The sequence below is a fragment of the Roseicyclus sp. genome (assembly GCF_965662675.1).
Taxonomy (GTDB): domain Bacteria; phylum Pseudomonadota; class Alphaproteobacteria; order Rhodobacterales; family Rhodobacteraceae; genus Roseicyclus.
Genome location: NZ_CBFIIK010000068.1, coordinates 1 through 14,179, shown reverse-complemented (window position 1 = coordinate 14,179; position 14,179 = coordinate 1). Strand labels below are relative to the sequence as shown.

General features: G+C 63.1%; 17 protein-coding genes. 10 read left to right on the top strand and 7 right to left on the bottom strand.

Annotated features, from left to right (window positions below; translation table 11 throughout):
- The first annotated feature begins 62 nt into the window (after positions 1-62).
- Positions 63-347, top strand: a complete 285-nt coding sequence (locus ACTG4J_RS10585) for a hypothetical protein (RefSeq protein ID WP_439139364.1) — start codon at positions 63-65, stop codon at positions 345-347.
- Here ACTG4J_RS10585 and ACTG4J_RS10580 read toward each other — a convergent pair.
- The gene (locus tag ACTG4J_RS10580; RefSeq protein ID WP_439139363.1) at positions 344-1,318 is read right to left on the bottom strand and encodes a GlxA family transcriptional regulator; all 975 of its coding nucleotides are present in this window, start codon (positions 1,316-1,318) and stop codon (positions 344-346) included. The two genes, ACTG4J_RS10585 and ACTG4J_RS10580, sit on opposite strands and share 4 nt — an antisense overlap.
- Before the next feature lie 172 nt (positions 1,319-1,490).
- On the opposite strand from ACTG4J_RS10580, the gene ACTG4J_RS10575 reads away from it, so the two are divergent.
- Positions 1,491-2,870, top strand: a complete 1,380-nt coding sequence (locus ACTG4J_RS10575) for a class II 3-deoxy-7-phosphoheptulonate synthase (RefSeq protein ID WP_439139361.1) — start codon at positions 1,491-1,493, stop codon at positions 2,868-2,870.
- Between the two features lie 19 nt (positions 2,871-2,889).
- Here the strand turns inward: ACTG4J_RS10575 and ACTG4J_RS10570 are convergent, their stop codons facing one another.
- Positions 2,890-3,465 carry a PAS domain-containing protein gene (locus ACTG4J_RS10570; protein ID WP_439139359.1) on the bottom strand — a complete coding sequence of 192 codons (576 nt, stop codon included), beginning with the start codon at positions 3,463-3,465 and terminating at the stop codon, positions 2,890-2,892.
- 79 nt (positions 3,466-3,544) lie between these two features.
- On the opposite strand from ACTG4J_RS10570, the gene ACTG4J_RS10565 reads away from it, so the two are divergent.
- Genes ACTG4J_RS10565 through ACTG4J_RS10555 form a run of 3 tightly spaced genes read left to right on the top strand, consistent with a single transcriptional unit; the run spans position 3,545 to position 5,627 of the window.
- On the top strand, positions 3,545-4,450 hold the full coding sequence (locus tag ACTG4J_RS10565) for a YicC/YloC family endoribonuclease (RefSeq protein WP_439139357.1): 906 nt from the start codon (positions 3,545-3,547) through the stop codon (positions 4,448-4,450).
- 2 nt (positions 4,451-4,452) lie between these two features.
- The gene (gene gmk / locus ACTG4J_RS10560; RefSeq protein WP_439139355.1) at positions 4,453-5,112 is read left to right on the top strand and encodes a guanylate kinase; all 660 of its coding nucleotides are present in this window, start codon (positions 4,453-4,455) and stop codon (positions 5,110-5,112) included.
- Positions 5,109-5,627 carry a gamma carbonic anhydrase family protein gene (locus tag ACTG4J_RS10555; RefSeq protein ID WP_439139353.1) on the top strand — a complete coding sequence of 173 codons (519 nt, stop codon included), beginning with the start codon at positions 5,109-5,111 and terminating at the stop codon, positions 5,625-5,627. Before gmk ends, ACTG4J_RS10555 begins: the two co-directional genes overlap by 4 nt.
- A 4-nt stretch (positions 5,628-5,631) precedes the next feature.
- Here ACTG4J_RS10555 and ACTG4J_RS10550 read toward each other — a convergent pair whose 3' ends face one another.
- Positions 5,632-6,255 (bottom strand): histidine phosphotransferase family protein, encoded by a 624-nt coding sequence (locus ACTG4J_RS10550; RefSeq protein ID WP_439139351.1) that lies wholly within the window; start codon positions 6,253-6,255, stop codon positions 5,632-5,634.
- Between the two features lie 15 nt (positions 6,256-6,270).
- Here ACTG4J_RS10550 and ACTG4J_RS10545 point away from each other — a divergent pair, with 15 nt between their 5' ends.
- The 3 genes from ACTG4J_RS10545 to ACTG4J_RS10535 all read left to right on the top strand — a co-directional run bounded on the left by ACTG4J_RS10545 (position 6,271) and on the right by ACTG4J_RS10535 (position 8,210).
- Positions 6,271-6,456, top strand: a complete 186-nt coding sequence (locus tag ACTG4J_RS10545; RefSeq protein WP_439139350.1) for a DUF3553 domain-containing protein — start codon at positions 6,271-6,273, stop codon at positions 6,454-6,456.
- A gap of 156 nt (positions 6,457-6,612) precedes the next feature.
- A complete protein-coding gene (locus ACTG4J_RS10540; RefSeq protein ID WP_439139348.1) occupies positions 6,613-7,383 on the top strand; it encodes a GNAT family N-acetyltransferase in 771 nt (256 codons plus the stop codon).
- Complete coding sequence (locus tag ACTG4J_RS10535) at positions 7,380-8,210, top strand: lysophospholipid acyltransferase family protein (protein ID WP_439139347.1); 831 nt, start codon at positions 7,380-7,382, stop codon at positions 8,208-8,210. Before ACTG4J_RS10540 ends, ACTG4J_RS10535 begins: the two co-directional genes overlap by 4 nt.
- Here ACTG4J_RS10535 and ACTG4J_RS10530 read toward each other — a convergent pair.
- A complete protein-coding gene (locus tag ACTG4J_RS10530; protein ID WP_439139346.1) occupies positions 8,207-8,992 on the bottom strand; it encodes a 3-hydroxybutyrate dehydrogenase in 786 nt (261 codons plus the stop codon). The genes ACTG4J_RS10535 and ACTG4J_RS10530 overlap by 4 nt on opposite strands.
- Before the next feature lie 287 nt (positions 8,993-9,279).
- Between ACTG4J_RS10530 and ACTG4J_RS10525 the strand changes: the two genes are divergently transcribed.
- Both ACTG4J_RS10525 and ACTG4J_RS10520 read left to right on the top strand, forming a co-directional pair.
- On the top strand, positions 9,280-11,100 hold the full coding sequence (locus ACTG4J_RS10525; RefSeq protein WP_439139345.1) for an extracellular solute-binding protein: 1,821 nt from the start codon (positions 9,280-9,282) through the stop codon (positions 11,098-11,100).
- A 170-nt stretch (positions 11,101-11,270) separates the two neighbouring features.
- On the top strand, positions 11,271-12,143 hold the full coding sequence (locus ACTG4J_RS10520) for a DMT family transporter (protein WP_439139344.1): 873 nt from the start codon (positions 11,271-11,273) through the stop codon (positions 12,141-12,143).
- Between the two features lie 21 nt (positions 12,144-12,164).
- Here ACTG4J_RS10520 and ACTG4J_RS10515 read toward each other — a convergent pair whose 3' ends face one another.
- The 3 genes from ACTG4J_RS10515 to ACTG4J_RS10505 form a co-directional block, all read right to left on the bottom strand.
- On the bottom strand, positions 12,165-12,881 hold the full coding sequence (locus tag ACTG4J_RS10515) for a DUF502 domain-containing protein (protein ID WP_439139342.1): 717 nt from the start codon (positions 12,879-12,881) through the stop codon (positions 12,165-12,167).
- A 96-nt stretch (positions 12,882-12,977) separates the two neighbouring features.
- Positions 12,978-13,910 (bottom strand): pseudouridine-5'-phosphate glycosidase, encoded by a 933-nt coding sequence (locus tag ACTG4J_RS10510; RefSeq protein WP_439139340.1) that lies wholly within the window; start codon positions 13,908-13,910, stop codon positions 12,978-12,980.
- Positions 13,907-14,179 (bottom strand): PfkB family carbohydrate kinase (locus ACTG4J_RS10505; protein ID WP_439139339.1); only part of this gene is annotated, 273 nt, incomplete at its 5' end. The genes ACTG4J_RS10505 and ACTG4J_RS10510, both read right to left, overlap by 4 nt.

The window sequence follows — 14,179 nt, the reverse complement described above, 5'->3', positions numbered from 1 at the left end:
CGCGCCTATATCGCCCAGATGATCGACGCCGTGCTTGGCGCGATCTTGCCCGAGGAACCCTGATGTCATCTGACAAACCCGCCCCCGACCCGATCGATCCCAAGGGTCTGATCCGAGAATCCTTTCGGATCGACGGGATCACCGATGGGGAATGCCGTTCCATTTTCGTCGATTGGGCGTTGAGCCTGTCGGGTGCTGAACCGCGTGAGGCGATTTCCGCCTTGCTCGCGCGCTATGATGATGCGCCGATCACCCATCCGATGCTGGCGGTCCTGCGCGCAGGGCTGGAGGCCAGCCCAAAGGGCGGTCGCCGTGGTGGTCGCGCAGCGCGCGTCAGTCAAGCCTAGTCGCGCGGCTTGCTGCCATGCGTGCCACGCTCGCGGTAGGGCGTGGTGGCGTAATGGGCGCGGTAGCATTTCGAGAAATGCGAAGGCGAGGCGAAGCCGCAAGCCAGCGCCACATTGATCACGCTCATATCGGTCTGCATCAACAAGTTGCGCGCCTTGCCCAGCCGCAATTCCATGTAATACCGCTTGGGGCTTCGGTTGAGGTAGCGCCGGAAAAGCCGTTCCAACTGGCGCGTCGACATATCGACATCGCGCGCCAGCGTGGCGGGGCTGATCGGTTCCTCGATATTTTGCTCCATCATCCGGATCACTTGACCAAGCTTTGGATGGCGCACCCCGATGCGCGTGGGGATCGACAAACGCTGCGTGTCCTGATCGGTGCGGATCGAAGTATAGATCAGCTGGTCGGCCACCAGATTGGCCAGATCCTCGCCATGATCATCGGCGATGATCTTGAGCATCAGGTCGATCGACGCGGTGCCGCCCGCGGTGGTGATGCGATTGCCATCGATCACGAAGACTGATTTTGTCAGCGTCACATCATCGAATTCCTCGATGAAGCTGTCTTGGTTCTCCCAATGGATCGTGGCGCGCTTGCCATCGAGCAGCCCGGCCTTGGCCAACGTGTAGCCCGCCGTGCAAAGCCCGCCGATCGTGGCGCCCTTGCGCGCCTCGCGGCGCAGCCAGTTGAGCATCTTTTTCGACGTCGCCGCGCCAACATCAATGCCGCCGCACACCAGCACGATATCATCGCGCGTGATGTCGGGCAGGTCGCAATCCAGCTTGAAGCCGATGCCCGCCGAACACCACGCGACATCGCCACCTTCGCCCGCCAGCGTCCAGCGGTAAAGCTCTTTGCCGGACATGCGATTGGCGATACGCAACGCCTCGACCGCGCTGGAAAAACACAGCATGGTGAATTGGTCCAACAATATGAAGACATATTGCTTGGGGCCGATCTGGTCTGGCATTTGCGGTCTCATCTTGCCAAGTTGCGTGCATCGCGGTTGCGCGCACACATCGAGCGAAAGCAGCTTTTTTGCGCAGGCGCAATCCCCGGTCGTATCGATTTAAGGCATTGGAAGCCAAGGCAAGCCAGCCTATAAGCCCAACCCGTGACCAGACCACAGGAGATGCACCGCCATGACCCGAACGAGCGGAACGGCTTGGACCAAAACCGATTGGCGCGCCAAGCCGCGCGTGCAGATGCCTGTATATCCTGACGCAGATGCCCTTCACGGCGTCGAGGCGCAACTGTCGAAATACCCGCCGCTGGTTTTTGCAGGTGAGGCGCGGCGGCTGAAAAAGCAGCTTGCCGCGGCTGCGCGCGGTGACGCTTTCTTGCTTCAGGGCGGCGATTGCGCCGAAAGTTTCGCGGAATTCTCGGCCGACAACATCCGCGACACCTTCAAGGTGATGCTGCAGATGGCGATGGTGCTGACCTATGGTGCCAAGGTTCCGGTGATCAAGGTCGGTCGCGTTGCCGGGCAATTCGCCAAGCCGCGCTCTGCACCGACCGAGGTCATCGGCGGCGTCGAGATGGACAGCTACAAGGGCGATATCATCAATGATATCGCAGCCACGCCGGCCGCGCGTATCCCCGACCCGACACGGATGCTTCAGGCCTACACGCAGGCCGCGGCCTCTCTCAACCTGTTGCGCGCCTTCTCGACGGGCGGTTTCGCCGACATCCACCGCGTCCATAGCTGGACCTTGGGCTTCACCGATCACGAGGATGCCGACAAGTACCGCGACATGGCCAACCGCATCCAAGACAGCCTCGATTTCATGGCTGCCGCTGGCCTGTCGGGCGAGACCAACCACGAGCTGAGCACGGTTGATTTCTATACCAGCCACGAAGCGCTGCTTTTGGAATATGAAGAGGCGCTATGCCGGGTCGACTCGACAACTGGCAAATGGCTGGCGGGGTCCGGCCATATGATCTGGATCGGTGACCGCACCCGTCAGCCCGATGGCGCGCATGTGGAATTCTGCCGTGGTGTGCAAAATCCGATCGGCTTGAAATGCGGCCCCAGCACCAAGGAAGAAGACCTCAAGGTCTTGATGGCCAAACTCAACCCCGAGAATGAGCCGGGCCGTCTGACCCTGATCGCGCGCTTTGGGGCGGGCAATGTGGGCGATCACCTGCCGCGCCTGATCCGCACTGTGCAGGCCGAGGGGGCCAATGTGCTTTGGTCCTGCGACCCGATGCATGGCAACGTCATCAAATCCTCGACAGGTTACAAGACCCGCCCCTTTGACGCGATCTTGCGCGAAGTGCAGGAGTTTTTTGCCATCCACCGCGCCGAAGGTACGGTGCCGGGTGGGGTGCATTTCGAGATGACGGGCAAGGATGTGACCGAATGCACCGGCGGCATGCGCGCGGTCAGCGATGAGGATTTGTCCTCGCGCTACCATACCGCCTGCGATCCGCGTCTGAACGCATCGCAATCGCTGGAACTGGCGTTTCTCGTGGCCGAAGAGCTGCAACAAAGCCGCGAGGCCATGCGCGCGGCGGTTTAGTCCCGCCATGTCCTAGGTGCTAATCGCGCCCGCCGGGGATCAGACGCAGCAAAGGGGCATCGGGTGATGTTGCGCTGAGCGTCGTGAGGCGGGCTTGGCGGATATGGAACCTCGCCGGTCGCTCGGCTGCAAGAGCTGCGCGGCTGTCCATGCAGAGCAAGGCGCGCGTGATCGCATCGTGATTGTCGCGCAGCGGCAAGATCACCATCGGCACCTGGACAGGCTGCGCCGCAGGTGCGCGTGCGGGCGCGATCAGGGTCATGGTCAGCATGGATGGGCCCGAAAACACCCGCAGCGCCAGATCATGCAGGCGCCCGCGTGTGCCCAAGGCGAAAAGACTGCGCAACGGCATGCCGCGCGCCTCGACCCCCAAAAGCGTGCTCAACCCCTGTCCTCCGACGCGAAAGCGCATCCGACCGGTCGGACCGCCATCGACCAACCCCGCCATATGTAGCCACGGGCCCAGCGCGCTTGGGTCAAGATCGCCCCGCGCGGGAACCAGATGGCCGCCGCGCAAACGCTGCCAATAAGCGATCAACGGGTCCAACCCGGCGGTTGCCGGGGAACGCTTGTCGGGGGTATCGACATGATCCATGGGGTTACGCGGTCTCGACTTGGTTAGCCAAAGCTTACTACCGTGACAGCGCGACAAGCGGCAGGGGGAGAATCGATCATTGGTTAACGCAGCATCGACCGGGGTGATCGCCTCGATGACCGGCTATGCCGCCCGCGAGGGCGGGGATGGCGCGGAATTGAGCTGGAGTTGGGAGCTGCGCGCCGTCAATGCGCGCGGGCTCGATCTGCGGTTTCGGTTGCCCGATGGCTTGGGCGCGCTCGATGCGCCCTTGCGGCGGGTGGTGAGCGCTGCGCTGACGCGTGGATCGGTCAGCCTGTCCTTGCGCATTGGCCGCGAGGCAGGTGCGGGCGATGGTCGGATCGACCCTAAGCGCCTCGATCAAGCCTTGGCGGAGGTCTTGCGGATCGAAGAAGCGGCGTTGGCGATGGGGCTTGCGCTACGCCCGGCCAGCCCTGCCGAGATCATGGGTCTGCGCGGATTGCTCGATGTCGGCGAGGCGGGGATACCGGAGCCGGAGAAGCTTTTGGCCGATATCGCCCCGCTTTTGGCCGCATTCACCGCCATGCGTCAGGCCGAGGGTGCGGCGCTGGCCGCGATCTTGCACGAACAGTTAACCCGTATCGCCGCATTGGTCGATCAGGCCGCCCAACTGGCCAATGCGCGCGCGCTGCCACAGGCCGAGCGGATGCGCATGGCCGCGCAAAGCCTGCTTGCCAGCACAGATCTCGACGAGGCGCGGCTGTTGCAAGAGATCGCGACCTTGGCGCTCAAGACGGATGTGACAGAAGAGATCGACCGCCTGCGCGCCCATGTGGCAGCGGCGCGCGGGCTTTTGGCGCAGGGCGGCGCGATTGGGCGCAAGCTGGATTTCTTGATGCAGGAGTTCAACCGCGAGGCCAATACGCTGTGTTCGAAATCGCAAGATCACGCGCTCACCTCCGTGGGGCTTGACCTCAAACTGGCCATCGACCAGACCCGAGAACAGGTTCAGAACGTGGAGTGATCATGACAGCCACCGATCCGATGGCCCGCCGTGGTCTGTTGATCATCCTTTCTTCGCCCTCGGGTGCGGGGAAATCGACCTTGGCCAAGATGCTGATGGGTTGGGACCCTTCGCTGCGCTTCTCGGTGTCTGCCACGACCCGCGCGCCGCGCAGCGGCGAGGTGGATGGCGAGCATTACCACTTCATGTCGGAGGCGGATTTCAAATCCCTCGTGGTCAAGGGTGCGATGCTGGAACATGCCCATGTCTTCGGCCATTTCTACGGCTCGCCCATGGCCCCTGTCGCCACCGCAATCGAAGCCGGGCGCGATGTGCTGTTCGACATCGATTGGCAAGGCGCGCAGCAGATCCGCAATTCGGCGCTAGGGCGGCACACGCTGTCGATCTTCATCTTGCCCCCCTCGATCCCCGAGTTGCGCAGGCGTCTGGAAAACCGGGGCCAGGATGGGGCCGATGTGATCGCCAAGCGGATGCAAAAAAGCTGGGACGAGATAAGCCATTGGGATGGCTACGATTATGTCTTGATCAATGATGATCTGGATACAAGTTTTTCGCGTCTCAAGACGATCATCACCGCCGAACGGCTTCGCCGCGCGCAACAACCGGGGTTGGCCGATCATGTGCGCCACCTCCACCAGCAATTCGAAGAGGGTCAGCCATGATCTATGCGTGGGAAGGGATTACGCCCGAAATCGATGCCGATAGCTGGGTCGCTCCCGGTGCGCATGTGATGGGGCGCGTCGTGCTTTGCGCGGGTGCAAGCGTCTGGTTCGGCGCCACCTTGCGTGGCGACAACGAAGAGATCCGGATCGGCGTCGGCTCCAACGTGCAAGAGGGCTGCATCTTTCACACCGATATGGGATTCCCGCTTTCGGTCGGGCGCGACTGCACCATCGGGCATAACGCGATCTTGCATGGCTGCACCATCGGCGACGGCTCGCTGATCGGAATGGGGGCGACGGTTCTGAACGGCGCCGTGATCGGTAAGGGCTGCTTGATCGGAGCGGGGGCCTTGATCCCCGAGGGCAAGATCATTCCCGATGGCAGCCTTGTGATGGGCATGCCGGGCAAGGTGGTGCGCGTACTCGATGCGCCGGCACAGGAAAATCTGCTGCAATCGGCCCGGAACTATGCCGACAAGATGCGCCGTTTTCGTGCTGGGCTTGTCGCGCTGTGAGCGGTCAGGCGGTGGTGATCACGAGACCATCCTCAGCCGCAACGTAATTGAGCGTCAGATCGCAGAGGCCAAGCGTGGTGTGAAGGGCGGGAAACTGCGCCTCGCTCGCCTTGAGGGCGCGCGCGGCGGCGTTCATGCCGAAATGCAGCACTGACCAGAGTGCCGGATCATGGGTCACGCGCGCCGCCTTTGCGGTCAGGCGCAGATGCCCGCCCGCTTCATGCGTGATCGTGACATCGCCGCCCATCGGTAGGGCAGTTTCGGCGCAAAGCAGCATCAGGTAGCCCAGCTTGACCCTGTGGCGTGGCAAATCCTCGGTCGCGGCCCAGCTGACATGCAACCTTGCGCCTTGCCAATTGCCTTGGGCCGTGGCCTTTGCCTCGCGCGCAGACATGATCTGGGTGGGTGCGGCGGCGCCGAATGCGATCCGCATGAAGCGGACCCGCGCTTGCGCATCGCGCACCGCGTCGCGGATCAAGGCCATCTCGGGGCCACGCGCCGCCCCCGTCATCTCGATCAACTCGACCCCGTTGCCGATCGCGCCCAGCGGGTTTACGAGGTCATGGCAAAGCCGGGATGCGATCAATTCGGCAAGGCTTTGATGCCCTTGGGGCGTTTGATCATTCATGAGGCGGGCCTTTCCATGCAGGACGATCTGAGCACGATCCTAGAGCCGGGCATGTTCGTGCTTGCACCGGACACACCCGACTGGGGCCTTGGGCAGGTGCAATCGAATGTCGGTGGAAAAATCACGGTCAATTTCGAGAACGAGGGCAAGCTGGTGCTGGACGCGCGCCATATCCGCCTGCAGATCGTGTATCTCGACTGAACCATTTTATCCTCACCGGGTCTTGCGCTGCAGGCTAAGGGCCACCGGTTAATACGAGTTTAACGCACGGCCACCAACCTTGCAGGGCTGTGTCTGGTTTGCAAGCGGTGCCGGGCCTGCTAAAGCCATCGCCACAGGGGTTGGGCGCGATTTACCATGCAGATCGATGATCGCCATTTCGAGCTTCACTTGGCGCAAGATCGCGCCGATCTGCACGCAGCGCAGCGGTTGCGCTATGAGGTCTTCGTGGCCGAGCTTGGCGCCGATGGGCCGATGGTCGATCACCACGACCGGCGCGAGATCGACCGCTTCGACCAATATGTTGATCACCTGTTGCTGCACGATACACGCAGGCCTGCGGGCGATCAGGTCATCGGTGTCTACCGCCTTTTGACCGAGCAAGGGGCGGCTCAAGCGGGGCAATTCTATTCCGAGGATGAATACGACCTATCCGCGCTACGCGGCAGCGGGCGGCGATTGCTGGAGCTGGGGCGCTCTTGCCTGCATCGCGATTATCGCGGCGGCACGGCCATGATGCATCTTTGGGCTGGGCTTGCAGGCTATATCGCGGCGCGCGAGATCGAGGTGCTTTTCGGGGTGGCCAGCTTTCATGGTCGTGATCCGGCCCCCTTGGCCGGGCCGCTATCGCTGCTGCATCACCGGCATCTGGCACCGCCCGCATTGCGGCCCGTGGCGCGCGCGGCGGGGTTTCAGCGGATGGACCTGATCGCCGAGGCCGATCTTGATCGCCCGGCGGCGATCCGGGCTGTGCCGGCGCTGATCAAGGCCTATCTGCGGCTGGGCGGTGTGGTGGGGCAGGGCGCTTATCTGGACCGCGCTTTCAACTGTCTGGATGTGTGCCTTGTGATGGATGTCACCCGCATCCCCGCGAGCGCGCGCGCAATTTATCAACGGGGTGCGCAATGAGCCAGACATGGCATGGTTTGGCCGAACCTGCGCCGCGCCCGCTGGACCGGGCCGATTGGCTGCGTGTCGGCCTGCGTGGGCTGCCATTGCTCGTGTTGTTGGTGCCGAATTTCGTGTTGCTCTTGGTGTTGCGCCTCCCGGAGCGGTTGATCTTCGGTCAGGCGCGCCCGGTGACGCCCTATATCACGCAAGGCGTCTGCATCTGTGCCTGTGGCATTCTGGGGCTGCGCCGCCGACAGCGGGGCAAACCCATGATGGGGCGCGGGGCCTATGTCGCCAATCATGTCGGCTGGCTGGATATTTTCGTGCTGAATGCAGGCAAGCGGCTGTATTTCGTGGCCAAATCCGAGGTGGCGGGGTGGCCGGGCATCGGGTGGCTGGCGCGTGGCACGGGCACGGTCTTCATCGCGCGCGATCGCCGCCATGCCGCCCAGCAAACCCGGCTGTTCGAAGAACGGCTGGGTGCGGGTCACAGGCTGTTGTTCTTCCCCGAGGGCACCTCCAGCGATGGGCGGCGGGTCTTGCCGTTCAAGACCACGCTCTTTCAGGCCTTCCGCAACGCGCAGCTTGGTGATGCGATGCAGGTGCAACCCGTGACGCTGGTCTACCGCGCACCCAAGGGCGAGGATGTGCGCTTTTACGGCTGGTGGGGCGATATGGCACTAACGCCCGCGATTTTGTCGGTGTTGGCCGCCCGTCGACAGGGCAGTGTCGAGGTGATCTATCACGCCCCGCTCAAGGTCGCCGATTTCCCCGACCGCAAAGCGCTGGCCACCACGGCCGAGGCGATGGTGCGTAAGGGCTTGCCCGCCGATCTGCGCGACTAAAGCGCGGTCCAGCCGCCATCGACGCTGATCGTTGTGCCGGTAATTTGTGCCGCGGCATCCGAACACAAGAACACCGCCGTGCCGCCCATCTGTTCTACAGTGGCGAAATCGCGCGAGGGTTGGCGCGCCAGCATCACCTCGCGCACAACGGTGTCGCGGTCCATGTTGTGGGTCTTCATCTGGTCGGGGATTTGCGCCTCGACCAAGGGCGTCAGCACATAGCCTGGGCAGATCGCATTGGCGGTGATGGGCTCTTCGGCGGTTTCAAGCGCCGTGACCTTGGTCAGCCCCACAACCCCGTGCTTGGCCGCGACATAGGCCGATTTGAACGGGCTTGCGGTCAAGCCATGGGCGGAGGCGATATTGATCACCCGGCCCCAACCAGCCGCGCGCATGAGGGGCAGGGCGGCGGCCGTCGTATGAAAGGCCGACGATAGATTGATGGCGATGATCGCGTCCCATTTCTCGGCCGGAAAATCAGGGATCGGGGCCACATGCTGGATGCCCGCATTGTTGATCAGGATGTCGCAGCGTCCGGCCTGTGCGATCAGATCACGGCAAGCCGCTGACTTGGACATATCGGCGGCGATGTAGCGGGCGCTTACACCGAAATCCTTGGCGAGTGATTCTGCCAAGGCGTGATCTTCGGGCCGGTCGGTGAAGGAATTGATCACGATATCGGCGCCAGCGCGGGCCAACTCATACGCGATGCCCAGGCCGATGCCGGAATTCGAGCCGGTGATGATCGCGGTCTTGCCGGAAAGATCTGTGCTGATGGCCATGGTCACTATGTCCTCGTGCTCGGTTATGCGCGGTGATGCTCAGGCAGAATCTTATCGCTCCGCCAAGGCAGCGAACAGGGCATGGCATGTCGCGGGAGCAAAAAAACGCCGGCACAAGGCCGGCGTTCAGTTATTGAGGCAGGTTTCATACAGGCAAGAAACCTATCGAGCAGTGAGTACTTTATAAGCAAAGGCTTGGCCGTTGTCCAACCGAAAAGTTTGCAGTGCGCGTGTCGCCCCGATAGCGTGAAGCCAATGCGCATTGAGGCAAAGGGGATTGTTCGAGCATGAGAACAGAATGTTTCGCAAAAATGCTGGGTGTTGCGGCCTTATCGCTGGTGGGCGCAATCGGCCTACCGGTGGCAGGTATGGCGCAGCCGATGCACGGGATCGCAATGTATGGTGAGCCGGCCCTTGGGCCTGACTTCACGCATCTGCCCTACGCCAATCCCGATGCGCCCACGGGCGGGCGGATCGTGACCGGTGAAACGGGCAGCTTCGATAGCCTCAATCCGCATATCCGCGCAGGGTCGGTGCCGTGGCAGTTGCGGCTTTTGGCCTACGAATCGCTGTTGGGCCGCTCATGGGACGAACCCTTCACGCTCTACGGTCTGCTCGCCGAATCGGTCGAGGTGGCACCGGATCATGCATGGGTGGAATTCATCCTCCGCCCCGAGGCGCGTTTTTCCGATGGCAGCCCGGTCACGGTCGCAGATGTGATCTGGTCCTACGAGACATTGGGAACTGTCGGCCATCCGCGCTACCTCAATTCTTGGACGCGCGTCTCGGGCATCGAAGCGGTGGGCGAACGCGGTGTGCGGATCAGCTTTTCCGAGCCCGACCGTGAATTGGCCATGATCATGGGCCTGCGCCCGATCTTGAAGGCCGCCCAATGGGAAGGGCGTGATTTCACCCAATCGGGGCTCGATGTGATCCCCATCGCCACCGCGCCCTATGTCGTCGACGATTTCGAGGCGGGCCGTTTCGTCAGCCTCAAGCGCAACCCCGATTACTGGGGGGCCGATCTGGCATTCCGGCGCGGCACCAATGTGATCGACGAGGTGCGGATGGAGTTTTTCAGCGATGGCACGGCGATGTTCGAGGCGTTTACTGCGGGCATTCTCTCGACCATGCGCGAAACCTCGGCGCAAGCCTGGGCCACGAATTACGATTTTCCCCGCGTGCGCTCGGGCGAGGTCGTCTTGGCCGAAGTGTCCCATCAGCGCCCCTCGGGCATGACCGGGCTTGTGATGAACACGCGCCGCGATCATTTCGCCGATTGGCGGGTACGCGAGGCGATGATCCAGGCCTTTCCGGCCGAATTCATCAACCAGACGATGAATGGCGGCGTCGATCCGCGCATCACATCCTATTTCGCCAACTCGCCGCTGGCGATGCAGGCGGGCCCGGCGACGGGACGGGTGGATGAGTTCTTGGCACCCTTCGCCGCCGATCTCCTGCCCGGCGCGCGCGAGGGCTACGTCATGCCCGTCTCCGATGGGTCCGAGCGTAACCGCGCAGGCATCGCGGCCGCGCTTTCCGCATTGGAGGAGGCGGGCTTTACCGTTCAGAACGGGGCGATGACCAAGCCCGATGGCACACCCTTCACCTTCGATATCTTGCTGCAGACGGGCTCGGCCGAGAATGACGCGATCATCAATATCTATACCGAGGCGCTGACCCGGCTTGGGATCGCGGTCAATGTCAGCCGTGTCGATGCCGCCCAGTTCCGCGAGCGGCGCGATGTCTTCGATTTCGACATGGTCTATGAGCGCTATGGCCTGTCGCTCAGCCCGGGCAACGAGCAGTATAGCTACTGGGGCTGCGATACGCGCGACACGCAAGGCTCGCGCAATCTGATGGGTGCCTGCCACCCGGCGATCGAGGCGATGATCGGGCGGATGCTCAATTCCGAAAGCCAAGATGATTACGTCTCCGCCGTGCGTGGGCTCGACCGTGTCCTGACCGCCGAGCGCTATGTCGTGCCGTTTTGGCATAACCCGGTCAGCCGCATCGCCCACAATGCCGAGTTGCGTTACCCCGATGTGATCCCGATCTATGGCGACTGGATCGGCTGGCAGCCTGATGTCTGGTGGGTCGCACCCTGAAGCGCACAGAACGTGCGCTTTTGAAACGGCGCCTTCGGGCGCCGTTTTTCATCTTGCGCACGGGTGGGCCGCATAGGCGGAAAACGGCAATCCGCCATGTCGCATCCGAACGCGACTGACGATGGCTTGCTGCGGCAGATGGGGGTGCAAAACATCACGCAGGACATCGCATGCGCTACGGGAATGGTGTGGGGCTTGTGATCGCGGCCGCGTTGTTGTGGTCCTTGCAGGGGTTGATTTTCCGTCAGATCGACACGGCCGAGCCTTGGGCGATCCTGTTTTGGCGTTCCTTGGGCATGATCCCGGTCATCGCGCTTTTCATCTTGTGGCAAAAGGGACAGCATGGGCTGCGCGGGCTGTGGGATGTGGGATTTGCCGGCATCATCGGCGCGTTCGGGCTGATCTTTGCCTTTGGCGGGGCGATCTATGCGATCCAATCCACCACCATCGCCAATGCGGTTTTCCTTTTCTCTGCCTCGCCTTTCATCACGGCGCTTTTGGGCTGGGCCGTGCTTGGCGAAAAGGTACGCAGGCGCAGCTGGGTTTCGATCGGGGTGGCCGCCATCGGCATCGCCGTGATGGTGCAAGGCGGGCTGGATCGGGGCGCTTTGCCCGGCAATCTGGCGGCCCTGTCCAGCGCGGCGGGCTTTTCGGTTTTCACCGTCACCCTGCGCCGCAGCGCGACCTCCGCCATGCCCATCGTGCTGCTGGGCGGTATCTTCAGCCTGATCGCGGGGGCAGGGGGCGCTTGGGTCAGCCTGACGCCGCTGGTGGTGCCGCTGGCCGATGTGATCTGGTCGACGGGTATGGGAGCGGTGACGCTTGCAGGCGGCATGGTGCTTTACAGCTTGGGCAGCCGCGTGGTTCCCGCCGCCGAATTGACGCTGATCTCGCTGCTCGAGGTGATGCTTGCACCGCTGCTGGTCTGGCTGGTGATCGGCGAGACCGCCAGCCATGCGACCATGTTGGGCGGTATCTTCGTGCTCGGTGCGGTCTTGCTCAACACAACCGGCCGCACGCGCCACGCGCCGGCATTGGTCTAGGCGGGGCCATGTCCGGCCCGCTCATTCAGCCGCTTGCGGCAGCTTGCCTTTCGGGGCGGTTTTGACGCCGCCCTCGCCATTTGGATAGACCAACCCCGCCGAGATGATGAGCTTGGCCGCATCCTCGACCGACATGTCCAGCACGATCACATCCTTGCGCGGCAAGAACAGCAAGAAACCCGATGTGGGGTTCGGCGTCGTGGGCATGAAGACCGAGACCATCTCTTCGGGTCCATGGCGACGCGCGATCTCTCCCTTGGCCGTGGTCGAGATGAAGGCGATCGCCCAAACCCCCTTGCGCGGATGTTCGATCAGGCAGGCTTTCTCGAAATTCTGCTGGCCTTGTTGCAGCACCGTCTCGACGATCTGCTTGAGCCCCGAGTAAAGCGAGCGGATCACCGGGATCGACAGCACAAGGCTTTCGGCCCAGCGGATCAACGACCGCCCGATCAGCCCCTTGGCGATCCAGCCCACGAGAATGGTGAAGATCAAGAACGTGGCCACGCCGATGCCGCGGATATCGACCTCGATACCGGTATAGAAGCGGATCAGATAGGCCGGGTTGTAGGCATTGGGGATTAGCGGCAGCACCCAGCTATCAATCCAGCCGAACAGTGACCAGATCAGCCATATGGTAATGCCGATCGGCGCGATCACGATCAGCCCGGTGAAAAAGCTCGACCGAAGCGATGCGAACAGGCCACGGCGTGGCGGTGGAGGTGTCGGCGGTAGGTGCATATCTCTCGTCGGGTCCGGCCCAATAGCGCGGCGGCCAATGGCCGCTTTACTCGGCATATGTAGGCCGCGCGCGGCTCTGGCACAAGCGCTGCGCGATCACCCCTTGGTCATGGCCTTGGCGATCGCCGCCCCAAGGCGTGCATTGTTCAACACCAGCGCGATATTGGCCGAGAGGCTGCGCCCTTGGCTCAGCGCGAAAAGCCGATCGAGCAAAAAGGGCGTCACGGCCTTGCCCTTGATCCCCTGCGCCACGGCCTCGGCCTGCGCGGCGGCGATCAGCGGTGCCAGATCGATGCTGGGGATCTCATCGGCAAGGGGGATCGGATTGGCGATCAACTGTCCACCGGGCAGGCCAAGTGCCACGCGCATCCGATGGGACGCCGCGATTATCGCCGGGTCATCCATGCGCAAGGGCGCGCGCAGCCCGCTATCGCGGCTCCAAAAGGCCGGGAACGCATCTTGGCCAAAAGCGATGACCGGCACGCCCAGGGTTTCCAGCACCTCCAGCGTCTTGGGTAAATCAAGGATCGCCTTGGCCCCGGCGGCCACGACCGTGACCGGCGTTTGCGCCAGTTCATGCAAATCGGCCGAGATGTCGAAACTGTCTTCCGCGCCCCGATGCACTCCGCCGATGCCACCCGTGGCAAAGACCTCGATCCCGGCCAGTCTGGCACAGATCATGGTCGCAGCGACGGTGGTCGCTCCCGTTGCACGCTGCGCAAGGCACACGGCCAGATCGGCCCGGCTCAACTTTGCCACGCCTTTCGCCTGTCCCAAAGCGCGCAGACGCGCGGCGTCCAGACCGATGTGGATCTCTCCCTCCAAGACCGCGATGGTCGCGGGCACGGCACCCGCCGCACGCACGGCATCCTCGACGATTTCGGCGGTCTCGACATTCTGCGGCCATGGCATGCCATGGGTGATGATCGTCGATTCCAGCGCCACGATCGGCGCAGCGGCCGCACGCGCCGCCGCCACCTCGGCACCGAAGCGCAAGCGCAAGGGCGATGTGTTCTGTGATTGGGTCATGAGGTGTTCTCCGCGCTGACATAGTGAGCCGCCGCTGCAACCGCGCGCGCAAGCGCCGCTTGCCCCGTCACCCCGGTCAACTCGGCGGCGATGTGGGCTGCCATGAATGTATCGCCCGCCCCGGTGATCCGCCGCGCGGTGATGGCGGGAGGGACGACACTGAGCCGCTGATCCCCTTGGGCCGCAACCGCGGGGGCGGGCCCATCGGTCACCAGCACACGCCGCGCCCCGGCCGCGATCAGCGCATCGGCGGCGGCCATGGCATCGCG